This is a genomic window from Kribbella sp. NPDC050124 (assembly GCF_044460355.1).
Lineage (GTDB): Bacteria > Actinomycetota > Actinomycetes > Propionibacteriales > Kribbellaceae > Kribbella.
In genome coordinates this window covers 174,300-199,242 of sequence record NZ_JBITJU010000011.1, presented here as the reverse complement: position 1 = coordinate 199,242, position 24,943 = coordinate 174,300, and the positions used below count along the sequence as shown (strand labels likewise).

Here is a 24,943-nt window from a genome sequence, read left to right as displayed (position 1 = left end):
CTAACCGCAGAAGCCGCCCGGAAGGTCGTTGCACGGCACGAGTCCGCCGCGCGCCAGCACCGGCCGTACCTGCGGCGAGCGCAGGTACTCCAGGAACGCCGCGGTCAGCGAGTCGGCCGGCGGCGTCTTGTACGTGTAGGCGTGCTCGACTTCCCAGAACCGGTACGACCCGTCCGCCACCTTCGCGGCATCCGGTACGACGCCGTCGATCGAGGCGACTGTGATCTCCGGGTACTTCCGGGTCCCGCCGAGCTCGCCGTACCCGATCGCGCCGTCGATCTCGTTCACCCGGGTCAGCAGCTCCTCCGTCGTGCCGACCTCGCAGCGGTGGAACTTGGCCGCCGGGTCGTCGCGGCGGCAGTCGTCGGAGGAGATCCCGAGCTCCTGGTCGCCGTTCAGCACCTTGTCCCGGAACACCCGCCGCGACCCCGAGTCCGGGCCGACGCGGCTGACCATCCGGATCGGCAGGTCTCGCCCGCCGAGCTGCTTCCAGTTCGTCACGCGTCCGCTGTAGACGTCGCGGAGTTGAGCGGTTGTCAGCCCCGTCACGTCCGCCGACCGGTTCACCGCGACCGCGAACACGACGACCGCGACCGGCTCGCCCCACAGGTCCGGCGCGTCCTCCGCCGTACCGTCGGACATCGCGATCAGCTTCCCTGCCGAGCCGGCGTCCTGAGCGCCGGTCTCCTGGAGCGTGCGGATACCGCTGCGGCTGCCGTTGGCCGCGATCGTGATGTCCGCGTCGGTGCAGTCGGCCGCGTACGCCGTACGGACCTCGCGCATGGTCGACTCGACCGCGGTCGACCCGATGATCCGCACCTGCCCGGATGCGCAGTTGTCCGGCGGCTGCAGGACGTCGACCACGAACAACGCGACCAGGGCGCCGACGAGCAGCAGCGACATCGCACCGAACATCAATGTACGGCGACCCGGTCCGCGCGGCCGTGGTTCGTGGTAGACGCCGCCACCGGTCGAACCGCCGGCCAGGTAGCCGGAGTGAGTCACGCCCTTGCCGGTGCCGGACAGCACCAGCAGGAACTTGAAGTGGTCGCCGCGGTTGATCGCGATCCGCGGCACCACCAGCTTGCTGGTATCGACGTAGTTGTCCGGAACGATCCGGCGCTGCAGCATCTCGCCGAGCGACTTCGGCTTTGCCTCGGTGACCTTGAGCCCGACGATCTTGCGGTCCGGGAACGCGAACGACACCTTCTCGTGCATGTCGTGCGGGTCGATGTCCATCCCGCCGGCGTTGTCGAGCCGGAGCAGCACGATGCTCGGGTTCTCCACCACCGCGCCCTGATGGCGGACCTCGACGTCGACCATCCGGTGCGTCTTGTCCCGGCTCGGGTAGACCCCGATCGGGGCGTCCACCTGGACCCGGTAGACGAGCCGTTTGCGCCTCAGCACGTACCGGTCGACCAGCCAGGCGACGGCCGTGCCGATCAGGGCGATGGCGGCGATGATCGTTTCGAGATTGATGTCGCCCAGACCCGAGAAATCCAACGTTCCCTCCCGCCGAAAACGCTATCCAGCCGGAGTGAACGGACGCTTACCGCACGATGACGCGCCGGGGCGGACCTTGGCCGGGACCGGACTGTCTGCGAGATTGGGCGGCATGGCTGAACAGGTGGATGTGGTCGTGATCGGGCTCGGTGTCGGCGGCGAGGAAGCGGCCGGCCGGCTGGCGGAGGCAGGACTGAACGTGGTCGGCCTCGACCCGCGACTGGTCGGCGGTGAGTGCCCGTACTGGGGCTGCATCCCGAGCAAGATGATGATCCGGTCCGCGAACCTGCTCGCCGAGACCCGCCGCGTCGACGGCATGGCCGGTACGGCGACCGTGCAGCCGGACTGGGCCCCGGTCGCCAAGCGGATCCGCGAGGAGGCCACCGACACCTGGAACGACCAGGTCGCGGTCGACCGGCTGGTGAAGAAGGGCGCCACGTTCCTGCGCGAGCGCGGCACGATCACCGGCCCGCGCACGGTGCAGGCGGGCGACCGGGAGTTCGAGGCGTCCCGCGGCATCATCATCGCCACCGGCACCGTCCCCGTGATCCCGCCGATCGACGGCCTGGCCGGCACCCCGTTCTGGACGAACCACGAGGCGATCGAGGCGGACACGCTGCCGGCCTCGATCGTGGTGCTCGGCGGCGGCGCGATCGGGCTCGAGCTCACCCAGGTGTTCGCCCGGTTCGGCGTCGACGTGAAGGTGGTCGAGGCGGCCGACCGGGTCCTCGCGATGGAGGAGCCCGAGTCCAGCGACCTGGCCCGGGAAGCGCTCGAACGCGACGGCGTCATCTTCCACACCGGCACCCCGGCCAAGCAGATCTCCCACGACGGCAACGGCTTCACCGTCACTCTGGACGACGGCACCGCGGTCAGCGGCGAGAAGTTGCTGGTGGCAACGGGCCGCCGGGTGGACGTGCGCGGCCTCGGCCTGGACCAGGTGGGCATCGATCCCGGCGTACGGCGGGTGGAGGTCGACGAGCACGTCCGGGCCGGCGACGGCGTCTGGGCGGTCGGTGACGTGACCGGCGTCGGCGCGTTCACCCACAACGCCATGTACCAAGCCAACATCGCGGTGCACGACATCCTCGGCAGCGAGGGTGCGCCGGTGGCGAGCTACCACGCGATGCCGCGGGTGACCTTCACCGACCCGGAGATCGGCGCGGTCGGGATGACCGAGAAGCAGGCCCGCGACGCCGGCCTCGACGCGCAGATCGGGTCCTCGCAGCTTCCGTACTCGTCCCGCGGGTTCATCCACAAGGCGGGCAACGACGGCTTCATCAAGCTGGTCGTCGACCGCGGGCGCGGGGTGCTGGTCGGCGCGACCAGCGCCGGCCCGACCGGCGGCGAGGTGCTCGGCGCGCTCGCGGTCGCCGTCCATGCGGCGGTTCCCGTTCACACTCTGCAACAGATGATCTACGCATACCCGACATTCCACCGCGCGATCGGCGATGCGCTGAAGACTTTGTGAGACGTTGTTGCGATCGGGTCGCAAATAGCTCCACAATGTCGGCGTGCACGTTCCTGATGGGTTCTTCGACGCACCGACCTCCGTCGGCACCGGCCTGATCGCCGCCGGCGCGGTCGGGTTCAGCCTGCAACGGGCGAACCGGGAGATCCGCGAGAGCGGTCCGGCGCTGGCCGGGCTGACCGCGGCGTTCGTGTTCGCGGTGCAGATGGTGAACTTCCCGGTCGGCGCCGGCACCAGCGGGCACCTGCTCGGTGGTGCCCTGGCCGCAGCGCTGGTCGGGCCATGGAGCGCCGTACTGGTCATGTCGACCGTGCTGCTCGTCCAGGGGCTGCTGTTCGCCGACGGCGGACTGACCGCGCTCGGCACCAACATCACGCTGATGGGCATCATCACCGTGCTGGTCGGCTACTTCCTGACTCGCGCGGTGCTGCGGGCGCTGCCGCGGAAGGTGGGCAGCGTCGTACCGGCGGCCACCGTCGGAGCGCTCGTGTCGGTCCCGGTGGCCGCGCTCGCGTTCACCGGCTTGTACGCGATCGGCGGCGCGGTTGACATCCCGCTCGGGAAGCTCGCGACCGCCATGGTCGGCTGGCACATCCTGGTCGGTATCGGGGAAGCGGTGATCACGGCCGCCGTGCTGAGCGCGGTCGTGGCGACCCGTCCGGACCTGGTGTACGCCGCTCGCCACCTGCAGAAGGACCTCGTCCTGGTCGACGCGGACGGCAATACGTCCACGGTGTCGCCGGACAAACCCGTCGCGGCCAAGCCTGCCGGGCGGACGCTCGGGGTCGGAGTCGCGGTGACGCTACTCGTGGCCGGCGGTCTCAGCCTGTTCGCCAGCGCGCACCCCGACGGCCTGGAGTTCGTCGGCGCCAAGCTCGGCTTCGACAGCGCGGCCAAGGACTCTGCCGTCGCCGGTAGCCCGCTGGCCGACTACGGCGTCAGCGGGATCGGGAACGCGGAGGTCTCCGGCGCGCTGGCCGGCATCATCGGCGTCCTGGTCACCATCGTCGTCGGCCTGGCGATCGCCAAGCTGGCGTCCCTGCGGTCAAGTAGAGCGTCGTGAACGGTGACGGTCTTCTCGTAGCCGTGGACAGCCGGGTGCACCGCATCCCGGCCCAGGTGAAGATCGTCGCCCTGTTCGTCTTCGTCCTCGCCGTCGTCTCCACGCCGGCATCCGCCTTCTGGGCCTTCGGTCTGTACGCCGGCATGCTCGTGGCGGCTGTGGTCGTCGCGAGACTGCCGGGGCTGGTCGTGTCGCGCCGGCTGGCCGTGGAGACGCCGTTCATCGTGTTCGCGCTGGTGCTCCCGTTCGTGGCGACCGGGCCGCGGATCGACGTACTCGGGCTGGAGTTGTCGCAGTCCGGCGTACTCGGAGCGTGGAACGTCCTGGCGAAGGGCACGCTCGGTGTGGTCGCGGCGATCCTGTTGTCGGCGACGACCGCGCCACGGGACCTGCTGGCCGGGCTCGAACGGCTGCGGCTGCCGTCAACGCTGGTGGCGATCCTGTCGTTCATGATCCGGTACCTGAGCGTGGTGTCGGACGACCTGCAGCGGATGCGGATCGCCCGGGAGTCACGCGGGTACACCGGCGGTCGGGCCGGTCATTTGAAGGCGGTCGCCGGGGGAGTGGGCGCGCTGTTCGTCCGCAGCTTCGAGCGCGGCGAACGAGTGCACCTGGCGATGCGCTCGCGCGGCTACACCGGACGGATGCCGACGCTGAGCGATCAGGGTGCGACGTCGGCGCAGTGGCTCGAGGGGCTGACGATCTCCCTGGTCGCCGTACTCATTGCTGTCGCGGTTAGGGTGAGTGGCTTGTGAGCGGTCCAGCGATCCACGTCGAACGTCTCGTCTTCGCCTACCCCGATGGCAGGCAGGCCCTGTTCGGCGTCGACTTCACCGTCCAGCCGGGGGAGCGGGTCGCGCTGCTCGGGCCGAACGGCGCCGGCAAGACCACGTTGGTGCTGCATCTGAACGGGATCCTCGGCTCGGTGGCCGGCGGGACCGGCAGCGGGCGGATCCAGATCGGCGGCACTGGCCTGCATCGCGAGCACCTTCCCGAGGTACGGCGGAAGGTCGGCCTGGTGTTCCAGGATCCCGACGACCAGTTGTTCATGCCGACCGTCCGGGACGACGTCGCGTTCGGGCCCGCGAACCTCGGCCTGCGCGGGTCTGAGTTGGACGACCGGGTGCACGAGGCGCTGGTCCAGGTCGGCATGCAGGACCACGCGGACCTCGCACCGCATCACCTGTCCTTCGGCCAGCGCCGCCGGGTAGCGGTGGCGACGGTACTCGCGATGCGCCCTGAGGTCCTGGTGCTGGACGAGCCGTCGAGCAACCTGGACCCGGCGGCTCGGCGGGAGCTGTCCGACATCTTGTCCGGTCTGGATGTGACCCTGCTGATGATCACCCACGACCTGCCGTACGCATTGCAGCTGTGCGAGCGCAGCCTGCTGATGGACGGCGGCCGCATCGTGGCCGACGGCAAGACCCGCGACCTGCTCGGCAACTCCGACCTGATGCGAGCCCACCGGCTCGAGCTCCCTTACGGCTTCGACCCGTTGTCCGTCTCAGGTCCCGAACAGAAGGGGTGAGGGTGAAGATCACCGAGGTCAGTGTCGAGGTCGTGTCGGAGCCGAAGGCGCATGCGGTGCGCGACGCGATCCAGTTGCTTGATCGGAACGGCCACACCAGGGTGCGGATCGACACCGACGAGGGCGTGAGTGGTGTCAGCGACACGTACTTCGGCCGGGTGCCGAGCTCACCGGCGGTGCTGGGCCAGATCATCACCGAGCAACTGGCTCCCGAGATCGTGGGGGAGGACCCGACGCTGATCCGCGGGATCCGGCAGAAGCTGCAGGTGCTCACCGACTACCAGGGCACGGCCGGGTTGTCGTCGTACGGGATCTCGGCGATCGATCTGGCGCTGTGGGACCTGCTCGGCAAGTCGCTGGACGTGCCGGTCTGGAAGCTGCTCGGCGCCCAGCGGACGGCCATCCCGACGTACGCGATGGTCGGCTGGCTCGAGCTGGACGTGGCCGGTCTGGAGGCGGTGTCGGCCAAGGCGATGGAGCAGGGCTTCCGCGGCGTGAAGATGAAGGTCGGCGGCGGCCCGTTGAGCGAGGACGTACGGCGGATCAAGGCAGTCCGGGCCGTGATCGGCCCGGACGCACCGCTGATGGTCGACGCCAACCAGGCCTTCGGGTACGACGAAGCACTCCGCCGGGGCCGGGTCTACGAGGAGCTCGACTGCCGGTGGTTCGAGGAACCGCTTCCGGCGGCGGACACCGACGGCCACGTCCGGCTGGCCGACAAGCTCGACATCCCGATCGCCACCGGCGAGAACCGCTACGGACAGGCCGCCTTCCGGGACCTGATCGCCCGCGGCGGGGTGGGCGTCGTACAGCCTGATCTGCGTCGGGCCGGTGGGCTCACCGACTGTCTGGAGATCGGGTTGATGGCGGCTGGGTTCGGTGTTCCGTACGCGTCGCACGGCGGTGGCGCACACATCCACGTGCTGGCCGCGCTGCCGAACACCATCTACGTGGAGAGCGGACTGCTGCCGGCCGACGGCCGGGTCGAGCTCGTGGACGGCTGCTACCCGCTGCCGCCCGGGCCCGGACTGTCTTCCTGGGGGTAGGCCGGAAACACCGTCTACCGGGACCGGCAACTGGCGGTGAATTTCTTACCAGGCCCTTGTGTGTTACCGGCGGGTTGGGTCATCGTGACTCTTAGTGCTTCAGTCGCCACCCCTCGCACAAAGGCGGTCCGCCCATGAAGTCCATCGCCAGCCTGCTCTCGGCCGCGGCCCTCGGTGCCGCGTTGCTCATCAGCCCCGGGGTCGCCCACGCGGCCGCGCCGAACTACGTGGCGCTCGGGGACTCGTACGCCTCGGGTGTCGGGACCCGCACGTACATCACCAGCAGTGGTTCCTGCCAGCGCTCGACCAAGGCCTATCCCTACATCGACGCCGGCCGGATCGGCGCCAACCTCACCTTCGTCGCCTGCTCCGGCGCGCGGGTTGCCGACGTCACCGCCAACCAGCTGAGCTCGGTCGTGAGCTCGACCAACCTCGTGACGGTCCAGGTGGGTGGCAACGATGCCGGGTTCTCGTCGGTGATCACCGAATGCGCCAAGCCGTCCTGGCTCGGCGACTGCACCGGCGCGATCAACAACGCGCAGGCGATCATCAACAACACGCTGCCCGGCCGGCTGAACGGCCTGTACGGCTCGATCCGCAGCCGCGCGGCCTCCGCCCGGGTCGTGGCGGTCGGCTACCCGCGGCTGTTCAACGGCACCGACTGCAACGCGGGCACGTTCTTCAGCCCGACCGAGATGACCCGGCTGAACCAGACCGCCGACCTCCTCAACTCCAAGATCTCCGCCTCGGCGAGTGCGGCCGGGTTCGCTTTCGTCAACCCGACCAGCGCGTTCATCGGTCACGCGGTCTGCGGCAGCCCGGAATGGATCAACGGCCTGTCCAACCCGGTCAGCGAGTCCTACCACCCGAACGTCACCGGCCAGGCTGCCTACGCCAACCTGGTCGACGACCACCTCACCTGACGGTCCTTTCGTCGGACAGCCGGTCTGCCGGACAATCCGGCAGACCGGCTGGTGCTGCGCGGAAGACTTTGTGGTGTCATGCTGTCGTGGTGCGAAGGTCTGTGGACTGGCTCCTCGCGGCTCGGTTCCAGGCCAACTGCCTGGCGCGTCCGGTGGACGAGGCCGGCCCCGGAGGGGTGGCCGACGTCGTGCGCCGGACGGGGGGACTGCAGGCCCAGACCTGGCGCGGCGCCGCGTACGCCGTCCGGGCCCGCTCGACCGCGACCACTCTCGCCGACGTGTCCCACGCCCAGGAGGTCGACCGGTCGGTCGTCCGCAGCTGGTTCATGCGCGGCACCATCCAACTCGTCGCGACCGAGCACGCCGGCCCGTTGCTCGGGCTGCTCGGCCCGAAGCTCGTCAAGGACACCGAGCGCCGGTACGGCGAACTCGGGCTGACGGCATCGATTCGCGCCAAGGCTGTCGAGGTGATCGAGGAGTACCTGCTGGTCAACGGGCCGACGAGTCGCTCGGCGCTGGCCGACGTACTGGTGAAGGGCGGGCTGATCGCCTCGACGAAAGGGCAGCAGGTGTATGCGCTGATCCGGCACGCCGGGCTGCTCGGGCGGTTGTGTTACGGACCTGGGGAGACCTGGGTCGCCGTCCGTGACTGGCTGGGCAAGCCGCTGGTGCTCGAGGGGGATCTCGAGGAGTTGGCTGCCCGGTATCTGGCGGCGTACGGCCCGGCGACCGCGCGCGACTTGGCCACGTGGTCGGGGCTGCCGGTCCCGCTGGCGCGCAAGGGAGTGCAGGCGGTGGCGACCAACTCCTTCGACGTCGAAGGAGTCGAGTTGTCGGCGGTCGACGACCTGCCGGGTTCCCGGGAGCTTCGGCTGCTGGGGGAGTTCGACGCGTACCTGCTCGGGTACGACGATCGGCGGCAGGCGCTGGCCGAGGAGTTCCACAAGATCATCCATCCCGGCGGCGGCATGTTGCGTCCGGCGGTGGTCGAGGCCGGCCGGGTGATCGGGTCGTGGAAGCACGCGGATCTGTCGTACGAGCTGTTCGGGTCCGGGGATGCCCCGGCGGCGCTGGGCGGTGAGCTCGAGGACTTGGCCCGGTTCGCCGGTTGATCGTATATGCCCCATCGGGTATATATGGGCTCATGACCGAGACCTTGAGCACGGAGAACGGCCGGACGGTCCTGCGGATGCAGCGCGAGCTACGGCATCCGGTGGAGAAGGTCTGGCGGGCGATCACCGAGCCGGGGCAGTTGTCCGGGTGGTTCCCGGCCGCGGTCGAACTGGACCTGCGGCTGGACGGAGCGGTCACCTTCACCTTCGAGGACGACCCGGACGCCCCGGTCGAGGAGCACGGCTCCGGGGTGATCCGCGCGTACGAACCGCCGCGGCTGATCGAGTACACGTGGGGCGTTGAGGTGCTCCGCTGGGAGCTCGTCCCGTCCGCCGAGGGGTGCACGCTGCACCTGACCGCGACGTACGACGACCGCCCCGGATCGGCGAGCTTCACCAGCGGCTGGACCTTGTGCTTCGACGCGCTGGACCACGTGCTCGGTGGGTCGGCAGTGCCGGAGAAGGACTACGCCGAGCTGCACGAGCACTTCGTCAAGGTGTATGGCCTGGACCGCGGAGCCGTGGACGACGACGGTGGGATTCGGTTCGAGCGGCAGCTGGTACGGCCGAAGGAGCTCGTCTGGCAACTGCTGGCCGGCGCGGCCACCGCGACCGCGGGGAGCACGCCGCCGGCCGGGTTCGTTGCCAAGGGCATTGACCCCGGGACGGTCACCGAGGCCGCCGAGCCGGAGCGGCTGACCTACACCTGGTCACAGGGCGAGGTCGGCTGGACGCTGCGGGACGGCAACGGCGGAGCCCGGCTGGTGCTGACCCAGACCGGTCCCGCCGCTGCCTACCTCGATGCCTGGCGGGACCTCATCGAGGCCCTCGCCGCCGAGCTAGTGACCCGCGACGTAAAGCCGTAGGTGCTCGGCGGTCAGGCTAGGGCTGCTCTCGACCAGGTCGGCGGGCGTGCCGGTGAAGACCACCTGCCCGCCGTCGTGGCCGGCGCCCGGACCGACGTCGATCAGCCAGTCGGCGTGCGCCATCACGGCCTGGTGGTGCTCGATGACAATGACCGTGTTGCCCTCGTCGACGAGGGTGTCGAGCATCGCCAGCAGCTTGTCCACGTCGGCCAGGTGCAGGCCCGTGGTCGGCTCGTCGAGGATGTAGATCGACCCGGTCATCCCCATGTTGATCGCCAGCTTCAGTCGCTGCCGCTCACCGCCGGACAGCGTGGTGAGTGGCTGCCCGAGGCCGATGTACCCGAGTCCGACCGTCGACAACCGGTCCAGGATGCTGCGGGCCGGACCACGGGTGAAGAACTCACGGGCTTCGCTGACCGTCATTCGCAGTACTTCGCTGATGTTCTTCCCGCGCAGCTTGTACGCCAGCACCTCGGGCGTGAACCGTGCGCCGTTGCAGTCCTCGCAGACTGACGCGACCTCGGCCATCATCGCCAGATCGGTGTAGACGAGACCGATGCCCTTGCACGTCTTGCAGGCGCCCACCGAGTTGGCGCTGAACAAGCCCGGCTTCACCTTGTTCGCCTTGGCGAACTCGGCCCGGATCGGATCGAGCAGACCGGTATAGGTCGCCGGGTTGCTCCGCTTCGATCCCCGAATCGGCTCCTGGCCGGCGACGATCACGCCGTCCCGCCCGGCCAGCGACCCGTGGATCAGTGAGCTCTTCCCGGATCCGGCGACCCCGGTGACGACGGTCAGCACGCCGAGCGGGACGTCGACGGTGACGTTCTTCAGGTTGTGGAGGTTCGCACCCTCGATGGACAGCTTGCCGGTCGGCCGCCGTACGTCGTCTCGCACGCTGACCCGGTGGACCAGATAGCGGCCGGTCAAGGTCCGCGACGTCTTCAGGCCGTCGAGGTCGCCGGCGTAGCAGAGCCGGCCACCGGCCAGACCCGCGCCCGGGCCGAGGTCGACGATGTGGTCGGCGATCCGGATGGTCTCCGGCTTGTGCTCGACCACCAGCACGGTGTTGCCCTTGTCCCGCAGTTGCAGCAGCAGGTCGTTCATCCGCTGGATGTCGTGCGGATGCAACCCGACCGTCGGCTCGTCGAACACGTAGGTGACATCGGCCAGGCTCGACCCGAGGTGCCGGACCAGCTTCACCCGTTGTGCCTCGCCACCCGACAAGGTCGACGACTCGCGATCCAGGCTGAGGTAGCCGAGCCCGATCGTCACCATCGAGTCCAGCGTCTCGCGGAGCCCCTCGACCATCGGGCCGACGTTCGGGTGGTTGATGCCGGCAACGAACTCGGCGAGGTCGCTGATCTGCATCGCCGAGCACTCGGCGATGGTGCGGCCGTCGACCGTCACCGACCGGGCCGCCTCGTTGAGCCGCGCGCCGCCACACGCCGGACAGGTCGCCTGCCGAATCGCCCGATCGGCGAAGGAACGCAGGTGGCTCTGCATCGAGTCGCGGTCCTTGCTGAGGAAGCTGCGCTTCAGCTTCGACACCAGGCCCTCGAAGGTCAGGTTGCTCTTGCCGACCTTGATCTTGGTGGGCTCGGAGTACAGGAACTGCTGCCAACTGTCGGCCGGGTAGTCCTTCAGCGGCAGGTCGGGGTCGAACAGGCCGGTGGTCGCCATCAGCTGCCAGTGCCAGCTGTCCACGGCGTACCCAGGTGCCTTGATCGCCCCTTGGTTGAGGGTCTTGTCGCGGTCGATGAGCTCGTCCAGCACGAACTCGGTGGTCCGGCCGAGGCCCTCGCACTCGGGGCACATCCCGTCGGCCAGGTTGAAGCTGAACGCCGACGGCCCGCCGACGTACGGCGTCCCGGCCCGGCTGAACAGGATCCGCAGCATCGTGTGCGCGTCGGTCGCCGTACCGACGGTGGAGCGGGAGTTGGCGCCGATCCGCTCCTGGTCGACGATGATCGCGGCGGACAGGTTGCGCAGCGAGTCGACGTCCGGCCGGCTCCGGCTGGGCATGAAGTTCTGGACGAAGGCGGTGTAGGTCTCGTTGATCAGCCGCTGGGACTCCGCGGCGATGGTGTCGAAGACGAGTGAGGACTTTCCGGAGCCGGAGACCCCGGTGAAGACGGTGAGCCGGCGCTTGGGAATGTCCAGCGAGACCCCGCTGAGGTTGTTCTCGCGGGCTCCGCGCACCTGGATGGCGTCATGACTGTCGGCGGCCGTGTGACCGGCGGACGCGGTCGATTCGGTAGCAGGCATCCTTCAATTGTGACATTGAACCGGCCGCACGAACTTTGGCTGAAGGTGGCTGCCTGAGCGTCGGCGAAACCTTACACGCCCGACGAAGGTTTGCGGGCCAGTCGCTGGACCTGGCCGAGGAGTTCTTGGAGCTGGCCGGCCAGGACTTCGCGGTGGGCCGGAGTGAGGGAGGCGACCAGTTCGGACTCGCGGGTCAGCACCTGGTCGACGGTCCGTTCGATCAGGTCGTGGCCGGCCTCGGTGAGGGTGACCAGGACCGCGCGGCTGCCGTCGGTCGCCGTACGGCGGGTGACCAGCCCGGACTCCTCGGCCCGGGCCACCCGCTGCGAGATCGCCCCGGCGGTGACGAGCGTACGGCGGCTCAGCTCACGGGTCGTCAGCTCGTAGGGCTTGCCGGCCCGGCGCAGCACGCTCAGCAGGTCGAGGGTGGCCGGATCGACGCCCAGGTCGGACAGCACTCGGCGCCGGTCGTCGGCGAACAGCTTGGCCAGCCGCCACAGGGGAGTGACGATCTCGATCGAGTCCGTCGGTGTCCCGGGCCGCTCCCGCTGCCAGGCCTGCGCGATCTCGGCGGCGGGGTAGGCGCTCGGTCCGTCGAAGGGATAGCCGTCAGGTCCGGAGGTCATGGTCACCATGCTACGTTTAGACCTAAACATTTAGACCTAAACGTTGGGAGTGGGATGACTCGGACGATCGTGGTGACCGGAGGATCGACCGGCATCGGCCGGGCGACGGCCGAGCTGTTCCGCCGGGACGGCGACGACGTGGTGATCACCGGCCGGCGCGAGGACGTGCTGGCCAAGACGGCAGCCGACCTCGGAGCCAGGGGAGTGGTGTGCGACGCGACCGACCCGGAGCAGGTCGAGCGGCTGCTCGGTGAGTTGCCGGCTCAGGTCGACGTACTGGTGAACAACGCCGGCGGGAACACCAACTTCGGCCGGCCGGACGGTGGGCTGGCCCAGCTGAAGGCGAACTGGATCGCCAACCTGGAGGCGAACCTGCTGAGTGCCGTGCTCACGACCACAGCGCTCGCGCCGCGACTCAGCACCGCAGTCGTGCATATCGGCTCGATCGCCGGTGCCCGCGGCCCGGGATCGTATGGCGCGTCCAAAGCCGCGCTGGCCATGTACAGCCTCGACGTCGCCGCCGAGCTCGGCCCGCGCGGCATCACCTCGAACGTGGTCGCCCCCGGCTTCACCGCAGACACCGAGTTCTTCCAGGGACGGCTGACCGGCGAGCGCCGCGCACAGTTGCTGGAGGCAACGATGACCAAGCGCGAGGGGACCGTGTCCGACATCGCCGGGACCATCCACTTCCTCGCCTCACCCGCCGCCCGGCACCTCACCGGCCAGGTCCTGCACGTGAACGGCGGCGCCCTCCCGACGCGCTGAGTTCGTCACAACGTGGCCGGTCGTGTCTGGTGGTCCAGCGCCTACTGCGCCGCACCGAGCACCTGCTCGCGACGGCGCTGGACCACCAGACACGACCAAAGTGTGACAATGGCCGCATGCGTGCCACCGTCAAAGATGTCGCCAAGCTGGCCGGGGTGTCTCCGAAGACGGTGTCGAACGTCATCAACGGCGTGGTGTTCGTCCGTCCGGAGACCCGGGCCCGGGTCGAGCAGGCCCTGGCCGAGCTGGACTACGTTCCGAACATGAGCGCTCGCGGTCTGCGCAACGGCCGCTCCGGGATGATCGCGCTCGCCCTGCCCGACCTGCTGCGGCCGTACTCCGCGGAGATCACGCACCTGGTCGTCGAGCTGGCCCACGAGCGTGGCTGGGGTGTGCAGATCGAGCAGACCGCGGCCGAGCCGAAGCGTGAGTTCGAGCTGCTGTCCAAGGGCCGCGCGCACCTGGTCGACGGCCTGATCCTGAACCCGGTCAACGTCGACGACAGTGCCGTGATGACCGCTGGTCCGCTGCCGCCTGTCGTCCTGATCGGGGACGTCGACCAGGACGTGGTCAGCCAGGTCGCGATCGACAACGTGACCGCGGCGCGCGACATGACGAAACACCTGCTGGCGCAGGGCTGCCGCCGGATCGCCGCCGTCGGCGTACCGGAGATCCCACGTGGATCGAGCGGCGTCGGCGTGCTCGGCGGCACGGCAGACGCACCCGGTACGGCGGCTTCCCGATTGCGTACGGCGGGATACCGCCAGGCGCTCGAGGAGGCCGGCGTACCGAACGATCCGGCGTTGGAGATCAACCTGGACCGGTGGCGGCCGGAGGGTGCGGCGACGGTGGTCGGGAAGTACCTGACCGAGCACGAGTTGCCCGACGCGTTCTTCTGCTTCACCGACACGGTCGCGTCCGGCACGCTGTCGGCGTTGTGGACGGCGGGGGTCGACGTACCGAAGCAGACGCTGGTCGCCGGGTTCGACAACATCCTGGAGAGCCAGTTCATGATCCCGCCGCTGACGACGGTCGACTTCGACCGGCGCGCGTTCGTCGCGGCCGCCCTCGACCTGCTCGCCGAGCGAATGGCGGACAAGGACGCTCCGCCACGCCGAGTGATCATCCCGCACCAGATCGTAGAGCGCGCCTCAACCGCACGCTAACCGACAACCTTCTCGTGAAGCGGCTGAACGTGCTGCTCGACCGTCCGCAGCCGGTGTGCGACGAGAGACACTGATGTCGACCGCCATCGACAGTCCCGCGACCAGTACGCCGATTGTTGCCGAGGGCCCGGATTCCGGCCGGCAGCGGGCGCACCGAGTGGACGGCGCGAACCGGTTGCGGGTGTTCTGGTCGATCGTGCTGTCGTTGTCCGGCCGATCCTCGCGGCGGTGGCGGACTTCGTGTTCATCGGTGCCTGGAACAACTTTCTGTGGCCGTGGTCGTCTTTCTTTCGTCCAGCGCCAGATCATCAAGGGAATCGCGACCACGGGCTTCGGTGGTCAATGACAGTGACTCAAGGGGACCACTGCTTTAAGTGGGCGCTTGGCATCGAAAGTTTCGGTGAACGATCAAAGCTGGACACGGGTTCCGGTACGCGGGATTCCGGTCACGATCCCTTGATAACGTGGTCACTCTCAGCAAGGCTTCCCTGATCACTTCCGCGTCGTTTCCGGGTGCGGGAAGGACGGGGGAGTGTGCGACTGCTGCGCCATACCTGGTTGTTCCAGGTGCAGTCGCGCCAACCGACACTCGGGGAGAACGATGAGAAGAAGGGGGAAGTGTGTCAGCGATGACAAGGCTCGCCGAGCAGTGCCGTGATGTGAGGAGTCACGGCAACGCAGGTCTCGGACGGGCTTCGATCCAACCGGCGGTGTGCACCGGCATCCACGAGGTGAGCTCGTCGATCCCGTCGGTGCAGCCGCGACGCGTGGCGGTGCTGAGGTTGAGCAACGGAATGACCACCACGCTGCGAGTCGGCGAAGGTGCCGCTGCTCCTGAGCAGGGTGCCACCGTGTTCGTGCGGGGTGGCCGGGGCATGGGCGATCAGCCTGCCTCAGGTGGGGTCATCCTCGCGTCGGGCGATCCCCACTGAACGCAAGGGGCCCCGTGAAGGGCTGAGTCAGTGACTCGCCGGTCTCAGGTGTCAACGCCCAGCTGAGGCCGGCAAGTCAACGGAGCCCTACCGGTCCATCGGATCGGTGAACGAGCGGATCTCGATCGGCGAGTACGGCGCCTCCGGCAGCCGGGCCGCGATCTCCAGCGCCCGCTCCGGGCTGCAGTCGACCAGGTAGTAGCCGGCCAGGACTTCCTTGGCCTCGGTGAAAGGCCCGTCGGTGACGGCCGGCACCCCGTCGTTGACCCGGACCACCCGGGCGTTCTCGGTGGTCAGTCCCAGGCCGTCGATGAACTCGCCGTTCGCCTTCAACTCCTCGGTGAGCTTGCGGTGCTCGTCGAGTACCCCGTCGATCCCCAGCGCCTGCAGCGCGTCCCAGGTCTCGGTGTTGCCGTAGATCAGCAGCATGTATTTCATCACTACCTCCGGATTCCGGTTCCCTGGGTACGTCGGAGCGCCCGTGCCGTCCTCGACACGGGCGCTTCCACGCTACTCAGTCACCAGGTCGCGCCGGCCGGCTCCCGGGTGGTGGTGTTGATCCGGTTGAACAGGTTGGTGAGCGCGATCATCAGGATGATCGCGGCCAGTTGGGTCTCGTCGAAGTGCTTGGCCGCCTCGGCCCAGATCTCGTCGGTCACCGAGCCCGGCCGGTCCGCGATCCGCGTCGCGGCCTCGGCCAGGGCCAGCGCGGCCCGCTCCGCGTCGGTGAACAGGTCGCACTCGCGCCACGCGACGACCTGGTGCAGCCGCTTGTCGGTCTCGCCGTTCTTCACCGCCGACTTCACGCCGCCGAACACGCACGGCCCACAGCCGTTGATCTGGCTGGCCCGCAAGTGCACGAGCTCGAGCGTCGTCGCCGGAACACCGCCTTGGTGGACGGCCTTGAAGATGTTCTGGACGCCCTTGGTCGCGTCCGGCAGCAGCATCGCGGGGTTCGTCATCCGTGCAGTCATGGGAGGGTCTCCATCAGGTGAGTTTTGGTGTCTTCACTCTCCTGACGGAGCCTGGCCGGACAATGTGACACGAGCGGCCAGCAGATCTTTCGCGAGCCGATCCTCCACCGGTACGGCGGGATCGGAGTACTGCCCGGTCAGGCAGATCGGGCCGGACCAGCCGAGTCGCCGCAACGTGGTGAAGACGACCGACCAGTCCGACATGCCTTCGCCGGCTTGCACAAAGTACGTCTTCCAGCCGTCGTCGGTCCGGATGTACTTGGCGTTCTTCAGGTTCACGATGCCGAGCCGGTCCACGCCGAGCTCGAGGGTGACGGCCGGGTCGTCACCGGCGAGGGCGTCGTGGGCCGCGTCCCACACCAGCTTGAATTGCTCGGGCAGCCCGTCGAGCAGTTGCAGTACGCCGAGCGTCGACGGCACGAACCGCCCGTGATGCGGCTGGATGCCGACCTGGACGTCGTACTGCGCGGCAAGTACTGCGGCTTCCTCGAGAAGTCCGCGGGTACGTCGAACCGAGGCCGCGTAGCCGTCGGGGCCGAGCTCGGCCATGATCCGGATCATCGGGACGCCGGCCTCGGCGCACGCTGCGAACACACGCTCGGTCAGCTCGCTCGCGACGCTGATCGGTTCGATGCCCTCGGCCCGCAACTGCTCGGTGAACTTCGGCAGCTCGGCCTCTGCCGTCGCCGCAGTGACGTAGGCGGTGTCGCGGACCGGGATCTCGGCGCTGGTGAAGCCGAGCGCGGCGACCAGCCGGCCGAGCTCGTCACCGGGCAGCCCGGACCAGGGTTTGGTGAAGACGGACCAGGTGTAGGTCATGGTCTCAGCGGCCTCCCAGTCCGCTCATGGTGATCCCTCGGACGAACCAGCGTTGGGTGAGGAAGAAGATGATGATCAACGGGACGGTGGTGACGGTGGCTGCCATCAGCAACAGGTTCCACTGCGTCCCGTTGGTGTCCTGGAACACCTGCAGCCCGACCGACGCCGTACGGGTCGCGTCGCTGTTGGAGATGATGAGTGGCCAGAGCAGGTTGTTCCACTGACCGATGAACTTGAACACCGCCAGCGTCGCGATCGCCGGCACGGCCAACGGGACGATGATCCGGACGAACGCCTGCCACCGGTTCGCGCCGTCCAGCCGGGCGGCCTCCTCGTAGTCGCGCGGGATGCCCAGGAAGAACTGCCGGAGCAGGAACACCCCGATCGCGGTGAACGCGTGCGGCAGGATCATCCCCGGCCAGGTGTCGATTCCGTGCAGCTTCGCGACCAGCACGAACTGCGGGATCAACGTGACCTGCGACGGGATCATCAAGGTCGCGAGGTAGATGCCGAAGAGCCAACTGCGGCCCGGGAAGTTCAGCCGGGCGAACGCGTACGCCGCCAGCGCTGCAGTGACTGTCTCCAGCAGGGTGGTGCCGGCCGCGAAGTAGACGGTGTTGAGCAGGTATTTCCCGAGCGGCACCAGGTCGAAGGCCCGGGTGAGATTCTCCGGATGCCAGCTGCTCGGCCAGAACGACGGCTTCGCGGCCATCGACTCGCCGTCGGACTGGAACCCGACCAGCACCATCATGACGACCGGGATCAGCGTGACCGCGGTGACGAGGAAGCAGGTGAACACCACCAACCGGCGGCGGATATCAGTTGTCATAGTGAACCAGCCTCCGCTGGAAGACGAACTGGGTGGCGGTGATCAGGACGATGAAGGCGAACAGCACCAGCGACTGCGCGGCGGCGTACCCCTGGTCGTAGTTCTCGAAGCCGGTCCGGTAGATGTACATGACCAGTGTGGTCGTGCGGGTGCCCGGGCCGCCGTTGGTCATGATGAGGGCCTGGTCGAACACCTGGAACGACCCGATCACCGAGGTCACGATCACGAAGAACAGCGCGGGCGACAGCATCGGCAGCGTCACGTTGCGGAAGCTCTGCCAGGTCGAGCTCCCGTCGACCCGGGCCGCCTCGTACAGCTGCTGCGGAATCGCCTGCAGACCGGCCAGGAACACCACCATGCCGAACCCGAAGCTCTTCCATACGCTCATCGCGACCAGGGCCGGCATCGCCCAGGTGTCGGAGATCAGCCAGGCCGGCCCATTGATCCCGAACCACCCGAGCACGGCGTTCACCAGGCCGTCGTGCGGGATGTAGAGCCAGATCCAGACGAACGCGACCGCCACCGTGATGGTTGCGTACGGCAACAGCAGCAGCGACCGGAAGACCGCCACCCGGCGCAGCCCCTGGTTGAGCAGCAGCGCCAGCAGCAGGCTGACGAGGATCGTGAGCGGCACGCTCAGGAACGTGAAGTACACGGTGTTGCCGAGCGCGGACCAGAACGTCGGGTCGGGGCCGAGGCGGGCGAAGTTGCTCAACCCGGCCCAGCTCGGCGCGCTGAACAGGTTCCAGTCGAGCAGCGAGATCACGCCCGCCGCGACGACCGGTCCGGCGGTGAAGACGAGGAAGCCGATCAGGCTGGGCAGGATGAACAGCCAGGCGGTGAGCGACTCCCGGTTACGCCAGCGCGGCGTCGGTTTCGAGGTTGGACGTGGCGGCGCGGTCGTTGCCGGCGCAGCCGCGGTATCGACAGCCATGCGTGATCACCCCTTCCTGGCAGTGGCTTGGCGGATGTTGTCCTGGTGCTGCCGCATCAGTACGTCGAGACGCGGGGTCAGCCCCGTGATCGCGTCGGCGACGGTGACCTGGCCGAGGAACGTCCGGGGCAGGTCCTGGCCGAGCAGCTGCTTGACCTGGTTCCAGTTCGTGGTGACGTCGAACGCGTGCCCGCCGGCGACCTTGCCGGCCAGGATCTGCTGCACGATGCCGAGGTTGTCCGGCGGTGGCTGGAACGCGCTCCCGGCGCTGAGCCGGGCCGGATTGTTCCGGCCCGCCTTGGCGTAGATGTCCAGGGCACCCGTGCTGGTGAGTGTCTTCAGCAGCTTCCAGGCCAGGTCCAGGTCGGCACCTTCGCGCACCCCCGATGGAATCGCGAAGCTGGACCCGGACACCCGCGGTGTGCTGCCGACCGCACCGGCCGGGAACGGGATGATGTCCCAGTCGAACTTGGCCTTGCGGACGTTCACGACCTGCCACGGCCCGTTCTGCATGAAAGCGACGTTGCCCTCCATGAAGTTGGACAGCGAGCTCTCGGTGACCAGGTTCTTGATCGGCGGGGTCACCTTGTCCTTGACGAACAGGTCGATGACGAACTGCAGCGCCTCCATCGCCTCCGGGTCGCCGAGCGTGCTGCGGGTCGCCTGCTCGTTCATCACGTTGCCGCCCGCGCAGTAGATCCACGACACCAGGTCGTCGATGGCCGGCGCGCAGGTGAAGCCGAACTGGTCCGGCGGCCTGGTCAGCTCGACCGCGAGCTCGCGGAACGTTGCCCACGACATCGGCTCGGTGCGCGACGGCAGGTCCACGCCGGCCTTCTGCAGCAGGGTCTTGTTGTAGTACATGACCGTCGGCGCGACGTCGAAGCCGATGGCGTACGTCTTGCCGTTGAAGCTCGAGATCCGGCGACTCGGCTGGTAGAAGTCGTCCAGGTCGAAGTCGGGGTCGGACTCGATCAGGTCGTCCAGCGGCCGGTGCGCGCCGCGGGCGGCGTACGTCGGGATCAGCGTGCCGTTGATCGCCGTCACCAGACTGGCCGTGCCACTGACCAGCTGCAGGTCGAGTTTGGTCGGGTACCCGTTGGACGGGGTCAGGGTCGGGACGGACGTGACCTTCAGCTGCTGCTCGACGTATTTGCTGAAGTCCTCCCAGACCTTCTTCTCGGCGGCGCTGCTCGACCACATCGCCCACGTCGCGGCGCCGGCCGGAGGCCCGGACGAGCAGCCGGCCACTACCGCGCCCACTCCGGCCAGGCCGGTGAGTTCGAGGAAGCTGCGGCGGGACAGCCTCTTCTGCATGCCATCTCCTCTGTTCAGTCGAGATCCTCAGCTGTATTCGAGGTCGATCGACTCGGTGCGGATGCGGTCCTCGTCGACCTGGACGCCCAACCCGGGGGCGGTGGGGACCGTGGCGACGGCCTTGGTGATGGTCAGCCCCTCGACGTACAGGCCGGACAGCAGCTCCGGTCCGTTCAGCTCGGCGGGCAGGGCGAGGTCGAGCTGGCTGAACACGTGCAGCGCGGCCGCGAAGGCGACACCGCAGTCGGTGAGGCCGCTGGCCAGGATCTCGAGACCGCCGGCCAGGGCGGTCTGGGCGGTTTTCAGGGCGTTGCGCAGGCCGCCGGACTTGCAGACCTTGACGACGACCAGGTCGGCGGCGTCCAGCCGGATCGCCCGGGCCAGGTCTTGCGCGGAGAAGCTGCCCTCGTCGATCGCGATCGGCAGGTCGATCAGTCCGCGCAGTCGCTGCATCGCCAGCGTGTCGGTGCTCGGCACCGGCTGCTCGACGCAGTGGATGGTGCGGATGCCCGCCGTACGATCGCGGAGCTGCTTCAGCAGGCTGGGACGGTAGGACTGGTTCGCGTCGAGCCACAGCGGCTTGCCGTCGGCCACCTCGGCGACGGTCTCGATCGCCGCGATGTCCGCGTCCAGGTCGCCGCCGATCTTCACTTTGTACGCCGAGTAGTCCGACGACTGGATCGCATGGTCGCGGACTGCATCGGGGTCGCCGACGCCGATCGCCGAGCAGAGTGGGATCTCGTCGTACAGCTTGCCGCCGAGCAACGCGTGCACGGGGACGCCGGCCAGTTTGCCGGCCGCGTCGTGCATCGCGACGTCGACGGCGGCGCGGGCGAACGGGAAGCCGTTCGACACCGCTGGACTGAGCCGCTTGGCGGCCCGCTGGTGGAACAGCTCGAGGTCGAACGGCGTGAGCTCGAGCAGGATCGGCGCGAGGTGCCGCTTGATCACCACGGCCATCGTCTCGGCGGTCTCGTAGCTCCAGCTCGGCAGTGCGCGCTGCTCGCCCCAGCCGACGACGCCGTCCTCGGTGGTCAGCTTGACGAAGACGACCGCGGTGGCTTGGTCCGGGCGTTCGCCGGGTGAGCCGACCGCGCCGCTGCCGAGGACGAACCGGCGCGCGAACGGAACCGCGACCGGGAAGACCTCGACCTGAGTGATCCGGGACATGATCGTCGTCCTCTCAGGCCGCGATCGACCACACGGCCGGGTCGACGAAGCTCGGTCCGCGGCTGCCGTCCTCGAGGTAGCGGAGTACGTCGGTCAGCACGTAGCCCGCGAGGGCGAGGTGACCCTCTTCCGCGTCACCCGCGATATGCGGGCTGAGCAGCAGGTTGGGTGCTTCGAGGATCGTGCTGTCGAAGGACGGGGGCTCTGGGTCGAAGACGTCGAGGGCGGCGTAGAGGCGTCCATCGAGCACGTGGTCGAGCAGTGCTTGCTGGTCGATCGCCGGACCGCGGGACGAGTTGACCACGACCGCGCCGTCGGGGAGACGCTCGATCAGGTCGCGGGTGATCATGCCCTTGGTCTCGGGCACGTTCGGGACGTGGATGGTGAGGAACGGGCTCTGCGCGGCTTCGTCGAGGCTTGCGGTCCGGACACCGAGTTGCTCGGCCCGCTCGGCGGTCAGGTACGGGTCGTAGACGACGAGGTCGCAGCCGAAAGGCTTCAGCAAGGTGATGAGCGCTCGCGCGGTGCTGCTGGCGCCGATGATGCCGACCTTGGCGCCGGCCAGCTCGTGTCCGCGGAACTCGGTCTGCTTCCAGCCGCCCTGCCGGACCGCGTGGTTGAAGCGGGGGAGGCGGCGGGCGAGCGTGAGCATCGCGGCCAGGCAGTACTCACCGACCGACCAGGCGATCCGCGGTCCGGCGGAGAAGACGGCGACACCCTGCTCCAGGACGACCGGGTCGATCAGGTTCTTGACCGAGCCGGCCGCGTGCGCGACCACCTTGGGACCGTTGCCGTCGGCCCACAGTTCCTTGTCGAGGTGCGGCGTACCCCAGCTGGTGAGCAGGACGTCGGCGCCGGTGGCGAGACCGGCGACGGCGGCCGGGTCGAGAGCCGGCGGGCGGCCCGGGGACCCCGGTCCGGCGGCGTGCTCGGCTCCGGCCCAGACGACGTCGAACCGGTCCTCGAGCAGCCGGCGGGTCTGTGGGTCGACCACGTCGGCGGCGCGTTCGGGGGTGAACAGGGCAGCGAGCTTGGGCACCGTCGGGGCTCCTTCTGGTTGGGCGATGCCTCGACGGTAGGCGCTTTCCGTTATGCAGGTCCAAGCCCGATTTCGTATTGACCGATACCGTGCGGGTATGGGTACGGTGCTCGCTATGGATCTCTCCCTGCAGCAGCTCCGGGGTTTCGTCGCCGTCGCCGAGGAACTGCACTACGGCCGGGCGGCGCAGCGGCTGAACATGACGCAGCCGCCGCTGACCCGCCAGATCCAAGGGCTGGAGCGGACTCTCGAAGTCCGGTTGTTCGACCGCACCGGTCGGGGAGTGCGGCTGACCGCGGCCGGGGAGGTGTTCCTGGAGCATGCGCGGCGGGTGCTCGCACTGCTCGAGGTCGCGCCCGAGGCGACCCGGCGTGCGGCCGAGGGTCAGACGGGGACGCTCCGGATCGCGTTCACCGCGATCGGGGCGTACGCCGTACTGGCGGATTTCCTCACCATGGTCGGGAAGCGGACGCCGGCGGTGACCTCGGAGCTGACCGAGCTGGTGAGCCCGGCGCAGTTCGAGGCGCTGGCGACCATGGAGATCGACATCGGGCTGGTCCGGCCCCCGATTCCGGCGGGCTTCGAGTCGCTGCTGGTGCACTCGGAGGACCTGGTGCTCGCCGTACCGGCTGATCATCCGCTGGCGGTGGGGGAGTCGCCGGTCGCGCTGGTGGACGTGACCGACGACTACATCGGGTACAGCCCGGAAGGATCGCAGTACCTGCACGACATCTGCGCCGCGATGATCGGGATGGACCGGTACGCCGTCAGTCAGCTGGCGTCCCAGGTCCCCACGATGCTGGCCCTGGTCCGGGCCGGGCTTGGGTGCGCGCTCATCCCACGCTCGATCATGGCCATGCAGGTCGAGGGCGTCCGCTACCGCGAGCTCGACGCCGCCGACGCGCACTCCGTCACCCTGCACGCCTGCTGGAACCCCGACAGCCCGAACCCGGCGCTTCAGCGGCTGGCCGAGTCGCTGCGCGAAAACCCGCACCTGGACGGCTGAGCTTCGGGGTAAGGTTGGGGCAACTACGGACTGAGGGGGTGGGACCGATTACCAGTTGGGCAGGTTGGTCGCTCCCGCCTCGAGTGGTCGGCGTCGTGCGCTGACTGCGGGAGCCTCGTAGTCGAAGGGTTTCCGTGTCTGTTTCTTCTTCTTTTGAGATCTCCGATGCTGTCGCGCGGCTGCGGGCGGCCGGCTGTGTGTTCGCCGAGGACGAGGCGGCGCTGATCGCCTCGACCGCCCGCGACCAGGCGGAGGCGGTAGTGATGGTCGACCGGCGGGTCGCCGGGCTTCCGCTGGAGTACGTGCTGGGCTGGGCGTCGTTCCGCGGGGTGCGGATCGCTGTCGATCCGGGGGTGTTCATTCCACGTCGCCGTACCGAGTTCCTGGTCGAGGAGGCGTTGCGGGTGACGGCGCCAGGTGCTGTCGTCGTCGACCTGGGGTGCGGTTCGGGTGCGCTCGGCGCGGCGGTGGCGGCCGAGCGGAAGGTCGAGTTGTACGCCGCCGACATCGAGTTGGCCGCGGTCGCGTGTGCCCGGCGCAACCTGGTGCCGTGGGGTGGCGCGGTGTACCAGGGTGACCTGTTCGCCGCGCTTCCCATCGAGCTGAAGGGCCGGGTCGACGTACTGCTCGCCAACGTCCCGTACGTCCCGACGAACGAGATCCGCCTGCTCCCACCGGAGGCGCGCCTCTACGAACCACACGTCACCCTGGACGGCGGTCCCGACGGCCTCGCCACCCTGCGCCGGGTAGCCGCCGCCGCCCCCGACTGGCTGGCCTCCGGCGCTCACCTCTTCACCGAAATCAGCGAACACCAGGCCCCCCTGGCCAGAGCCGTACTCCAGGAACACGGCCTCACCGCCCACATCACCAGCGACGACGACCTCGGCGCAAACGTTGTCGTAGGCACTCAACCGCCCGCGTAGTCACCGAGGGCCGGCGCCAGCAGGTCGAACGCAGCGGCGGCTTCGGTGGCGATCGTGGCGGCGATGGCGTCGTTGGACTGACCGGCGAGTGTCAGGGTCTGGATTCGCTGGAAGAGGGTCCGATGGACGGCGCCGAGCAGCGCCGCGGCGGTCGAGACGGTGATGTCGTCAGGGTGCTCGCCGGTGGTTTCGGCGAGCACCGCGGCAAGCGCCTGCTCACGCTGGTCGTGCAGCCCGCGCAGGCACACCGTCAGCGTCGGGCTGTCGGCGATCATCCGGGCGAACTCCGGGCCGGCGAACCCGGCCACCGGGTCCTGGCTCGCGACAGCCACCTCGAAGTCGCGCCGGAGCGCGGCCAGCGCGGATTCTCCGGTACGGCGGGACGCGGCGGCGTCGGCCAGCGACGCGACGAAGGCGTCCTGGTGGTCGAGGGCCAGGTCCTCCTTGCGGGCGAAGTAGTTGGTGACGGTCTTCTTCGCGACCCGGGCGGCGTCGGCGATCTCGGCGATCGTGGTCTGCTCGAAGCCCTGTGCGATGAACAGCCGGGTCGCCTGGTCGGAGATCAGCTGGCGCGTCTCCTGCTTCTTGATCTCCCGCAGGCCGGTCGGGGCGCTCGTGGTGTCCATGAGAGGAATCTTACCCTCGTCGTAAAAATATGTTGAC

General features: G+C 68.7%; 25 protein-coding genes. 12 read left to right on the top strand and 13 right to left on the bottom strand.

Annotated features, from left to right (window positions below; translation table 11 throughout):
• Positions 1 to 1,503, bottom strand: a complete 1,503-nt coding sequence (locus ACIBL3_RS25420; RefSeq protein WP_396356044.1) for a PstS family phosphate ABC transporter substrate-binding protein — start codon at positions 1,501 to 1,503, stop codon at positions 1 to 3.
• A 112-nt stretch (positions 1,504 to 1,615) separates the two neighbouring features.
• On the opposite strand from ACIBL3_RS25420, the gene ACIBL3_RS25415 reads away from it, so the two are divergent.
• The 8 genes from ACIBL3_RS25415 (at position 1,616) to ACIBL3_RS25380 (ending at position 9,512) form a co-directional block, all read left to right on the top strand.
• The gene (locus ACIBL3_RS25415; RefSeq protein ID WP_396356043.1) at positions 1,616 to 2,974 is read left to right on the top strand and encodes a dihydrolipoyl dehydrogenase family protein; all 1,359 of its coding nucleotides are present in this window, start codon (positions 1,616 to 1,618) and stop codon (positions 2,972 to 2,974) included.
• A gap of 43 nt (positions 2,975 to 3,017) precedes the next feature.
• Positions 3,018 to 4,037, top strand: a complete 1,020-nt coding sequence (locus ACIBL3_RS25410) for an energy-coupling factor ABC transporter permease (RefSeq protein WP_396356042.1) — start codon at positions 3,018 to 3,020, stop codon at positions 4,035 to 4,037.
• The gene (cbiQ, locus tag ACIBL3_RS25405; RefSeq protein ID WP_396356041.1) at positions 4,034 to 4,792 is read left to right on the top strand and encodes a cobalt ECF transporter T component CbiQ; all 759 of its coding nucleotides are present in this window, start codon (positions 4,034 to 4,036) and stop codon (positions 4,790 to 4,792) included. The genes ACIBL3_RS25410 and cbiQ overlap by 4 nt, the downstream gene beginning before the upstream one ends.
• Positions 4,789 to 5,565 carry an energy-coupling factor ABC transporter ATP-binding protein gene (locus ACIBL3_RS25400; RefSeq protein ID WP_396356040.1) on the top strand — a complete coding sequence of 259 codons (777 nt, stop codon included), beginning with the start codon at positions 4,789 to 4,791 and terminating at the stop codon, positions 5,563 to 5,565. Before cbiQ ends, ACIBL3_RS25400 begins: the two co-directional genes overlap by 4 nt.
• 2 nt (positions 5,566 to 5,567) lie before the next feature.
• Entirely contained in the window at positions 5,568 to 6,611 is a 1,044-nt protein-coding gene (locus tag ACIBL3_RS25395) for a mandelate racemase/muconate lactonizing enzyme family protein (protein ID WP_396356039.1), read from the top strand.
• 134 nt (positions 6,612 to 6,745) lie between these two features.
• Positions 6,746 to 7,534 (top strand): SGNH/GDSL hydrolase family protein, encoded by a 789-nt coding sequence (locus ACIBL3_RS25390; protein ID WP_396356038.1) that lies wholly within the window; start codon positions 6,746 to 6,748, stop codon positions 7,532 to 7,534.
• An 89-nt stretch (positions 7,535 to 7,623) separates the two neighbouring features.
• Positions 7,624 to 8,646 (top strand): winged helix DNA-binding domain-containing protein, encoded by a 1,023-nt coding sequence (locus ACIBL3_RS25385; RefSeq protein WP_396356036.1) that lies wholly within the window; start codon positions 7,624 to 7,626, stop codon positions 8,644 to 8,646.
• A gap of 32 nt (positions 8,647 to 8,678) precedes the next feature.
• Positions 8,679 to 9,512 (top strand): SRPBCC family protein, encoded by an 834-nt coding sequence (locus tag ACIBL3_RS25380; RefSeq protein ID WP_396356035.1) that lies wholly within the window; start codon positions 8,679 to 8,681, stop codon positions 9,510 to 9,512.
• Here the strand turns inward: ACIBL3_RS25380 and ACIBL3_RS25375 are convergent.
• Positions 9,486 to 11,780: an ATP-binding cassette domain-containing protein gene (locus ACIBL3_RS25375; protein ID WP_396356034.1), complete on the bottom strand. Its 2,295-nt coding sequence runs from the start codon at positions 11,778 to 11,780 to the stop codon at positions 9,486 to 9,488. The genes ACIBL3_RS25380 and ACIBL3_RS25375 overlap by 27 nt on opposite strands.
• A gap of 71 nt (positions 11,781 to 11,851) precedes the next feature.
• On the bottom strand, positions 11,852 to 12,406 hold the full coding sequence (locus ACIBL3_RS25370; protein ID WP_396356033.1) for a MarR family winged helix-turn-helix transcriptional regulator: 555 nt from the start codon (positions 12,404 to 12,406) through the stop codon (positions 11,852 to 11,854).
• Positions 12,407 to 12,460: 54 nt separating this feature from the next.
• Between ACIBL3_RS25370 and ACIBL3_RS25365 the strand changes: the two genes are divergently transcribed.
• Together ACIBL3_RS25365 and ACIBL3_RS25360 are read left to right on the top strand one after the other, a co-directional pair.
• Positions 12,461 to 13,171 (top strand): SDR family NAD(P)-dependent oxidoreductase, encoded by a 711-nt coding sequence (locus tag ACIBL3_RS25365; protein ID WP_396356032.1) that lies wholly within the window; start codon positions 12,461 to 12,463, stop codon positions 13,169 to 13,171.
• Between the two features lie 116 nt (positions 13,172 to 13,287).
• Positions 13,288 to 14,337 carry a LacI family DNA-binding transcriptional regulator gene (locus ACIBL3_RS25360; protein WP_396356031.1) on the top strand — a complete coding sequence of 350 codons (1,050 nt, stop codon included), beginning with the start codon at positions 13,288 to 13,290 and terminating at the stop codon, positions 14,335 to 14,337.
• 667 nt (positions 14,338 to 15,004) lie between these two features.
• Here the strand turns inward: ACIBL3_RS25360 and ACIBL3_RS25355 are convergent.
• The 9 genes from ACIBL3_RS25355 to ACIBL3_RS25315 form a co-directional block, all read right to left on the bottom strand.
• On the bottom strand, positions 15,005 to 15,142 hold the full coding sequence (locus ACIBL3_RS25355) for a hypothetical protein (RefSeq protein WP_396356030.1): 138 nt from the start codon (positions 15,140 to 15,142) through the stop codon (positions 15,005 to 15,007).
• A 214-nt stretch (positions 15,143 to 15,356) separates the two neighbouring features.
• Complete coding sequence (locus tag ACIBL3_RS25350) at positions 15,357 to 15,707, bottom strand: YciI family protein (protein WP_396356029.1); 351 nt, start codon at positions 15,705 to 15,707, stop codon at positions 15,357 to 15,359.
• An 80-nt stretch (positions 15,708 to 15,787) separates the two neighbouring features.
• Entirely contained in the window at positions 15,788 to 16,243 is a 456-nt protein-coding gene (locus ACIBL3_RS25345; protein ID WP_396356028.1) for a carboxymuconolactone decarboxylase family protein, read from the bottom strand.
• A 33-nt stretch (positions 16,244 to 16,276) separates the two neighbouring features.
• Positions 16,277 to 17,062 carry a sugar phosphate isomerase/epimerase family protein gene (locus ACIBL3_RS25340; protein ID WP_396356027.1) on the bottom strand — a complete coding sequence of 262 codons (786 nt, stop codon included), beginning with the start codon at positions 17,060 to 17,062 and terminating at the stop codon, positions 16,277 to 16,279.
• A 4-nt stretch (positions 17,063 to 17,066) separates the two neighbouring features.
• Positions 17,067 to 17,891, bottom strand: coding sequence for a carbohydrate ABC transporter permease (locus ACIBL3_RS25335; RefSeq protein ID WP_396356026.1), 825 nt, complete (start codon positions 17,889 to 17,891; stop codon positions 17,067 to 17,069).
• Entirely contained in the window at positions 17,881 to 18,825 is a 945-nt protein-coding gene (locus ACIBL3_RS25330) for a carbohydrate ABC transporter permease (protein ID WP_396356025.1), read from the bottom strand. Before ACIBL3_RS25330 ends, ACIBL3_RS25335 begins: the two co-directional genes overlap by 11 nt.
• A gap of 6 nt (positions 18,826 to 18,831) precedes the next feature.
• Positions 18,832 to 20,142: an ABC transporter substrate-binding protein gene (locus ACIBL3_RS25325; protein ID WP_396356024.1), complete on the bottom strand. Its 1,311-nt coding sequence runs from the start codon at positions 20,140 to 20,142 to the stop codon at positions 18,832 to 18,834.
• Positions 20,143 to 20,169: 27 nt separating this feature from the next.
• Positions 20,170 to 21,312 carry a mandelate racemase/muconate lactonizing enzyme family protein gene (locus ACIBL3_RS25320; protein WP_396356023.1) on the bottom strand — a complete coding sequence of 381 codons (1,143 nt, stop codon included), beginning with the start codon at positions 21,310 to 21,312 and terminating at the stop codon, positions 20,170 to 20,172.
• 13 nt (positions 21,313 to 21,325) lie between these two features.
• Positions 21,326 to 22,351: a hydroxyacid dehydrogenase gene (locus ACIBL3_RS25315; RefSeq protein ID WP_396356022.1), complete on the bottom strand. Its 1,026-nt coding sequence runs from the start codon at positions 22,349 to 22,351 to the stop codon at positions 21,326 to 21,328.
• 115 nt (positions 22,352 to 22,466) lie between these two features.
• Here ACIBL3_RS25315 and ACIBL3_RS25310 point away from each other — a divergent pair, with 115 nt between their 5' ends.
• Both ACIBL3_RS25310 and ACIBL3_RS25305 read left to right on the top strand, forming a co-directional pair.
• Positions 22,467 to 23,357, top strand: a complete 891-nt coding sequence (locus tag ACIBL3_RS25310; protein WP_396356021.1) for a LysR family transcriptional regulator — start codon at positions 22,467 to 22,469, stop codon at positions 23,355 to 23,357.
• A 134-nt stretch (positions 23,358 to 23,491) separates the two neighbouring features.
• Entirely contained in the window at positions 23,492 to 24,280 is a 789-nt protein-coding gene (locus tag ACIBL3_RS25305; protein WP_396356020.1) for a putative protein N(5)-glutamine methyltransferase, read from the top strand.
• On the opposite strand, the gene ACIBL3_RS25300 is transcribed toward ACIBL3_RS25305, so the two are convergent.
• Entirely contained in the window at positions 24,265 to 24,906 is a 642-nt protein-coding gene (locus ACIBL3_RS25300) for a TetR/AcrR family transcriptional regulator (protein ID WP_396356019.1), read from the bottom strand. The genes ACIBL3_RS25305 and ACIBL3_RS25300 overlap by 16 nt on opposite strands.
• Positions 24,907 to 24,943: the final 37 nt, after the last annotated feature.

Coding starts and splice junctions, on each gene's coding strand:
- ACIBL3_RS25365 (WP_396356032.1), top strand. CDS start 12,461: ATGACTCGGACGATCGTGGTGACCGGAGGATCGACCGGCATCGGCCGG.
- ACIBL3_RS25320 (WP_396356023.1), bottom strand. CDS start 21,312: ATGTCCCGGATCACTCAGGTCGAGGTCTTCCCGGTCGCGGTTCCGTTC.
- ACIBL3_RS25360 (WP_396356031.1), top strand. CDS start 13,288: ATGCGTGCCACCGTCAAAGATGTCGCCAAGCTGGCCGGGGTGTCTCCG.
- ACIBL3_RS25335 (WP_396356026.1), bottom strand. CDS start 17,891: ATGACAACTGATATCCGCCGCCGGTTGGTGGTGTTCACCTGCTTCCTC.
- ACIBL3_RS25380 (WP_396356035.1), top strand. CDS start 8,679: ATGACCGAGACCTTGAGCACGGAGAACGGCCGGACGGTCCTGCGGATG.
- ACIBL3_RS25325 (WP_396356024.1), bottom strand. CDS start 20,142: ATGCAGAAGAGGCTGTCCCGCCGCAGCTTCCTCGAACTCACCGGCCTG.
- ACIBL3_RS25340 (WP_396356027.1), bottom strand. CDS start 17,062: ATGACCTACACCTGGTCCGTCTTCACCAAACCCTGGTCCGGGCTGCCC.
- ACIBL3_RS25375 (WP_396356034.1), bottom strand. CDS start 11,780: ATGCCTGCTACCGAATCGACCGCGTCCGCCGGTCACACGGCCGCCGAC.
- ACIBL3_RS25345 (WP_396356028.1), bottom strand. CDS start 16,243: ATGACTGCACGGATGACGAACCCCGCGATGCTGCTGCCGGACGCGACC.
- ACIBL3_RS25415 (WP_396356043.1), top strand. CDS start 1,616: ATGGCTGAACAGGTGGATGTGGTCGTGATCGGGCTCGGTGTCGGCGGC.
- ACIBL3_RS25310 (WP_396356021.1), top strand. CDS start 22,467: ATGGATCTCTCCCTGCAGCAGCTCCGGGGTTTCGTCGCCGTCGCCGAG.
- ACIBL3_RS25350 (WP_396356029.1), bottom strand. CDS start 15,707: ATGAAATACATGCTGCTGATCTACGGCAACACCGAGACCTGGGACGCG.
- ACIBL3_RS25300 (WP_396356019.1), bottom strand. CDS start 24,906: ATGGACACCACGAGCGCCCCGACCGGCCTGCGGGAGATCAAGAAGCAG.
- ACIBL3_RS25370 (WP_396356033.1), bottom strand. CDS start 12,406: ATGACCTCCGGACCTGACGGCTATCCCTTCGACGGACCGAGCGCCTAC.
- ACIBL3_RS25330 (WP_396356025.1), bottom strand. CDS start 18,825: ATGGCTGTCGATACCGCGGCTGCGCCGGCAACGACCGCGCCGCCACGT.
- ACIBL3_RS25390 (WP_396356038.1), top strand. CDS start 6,746: ATGAAGTCCATCGCCAGCCTGCTCTCGGCCGCGGCCCTCGGTGCCGCG.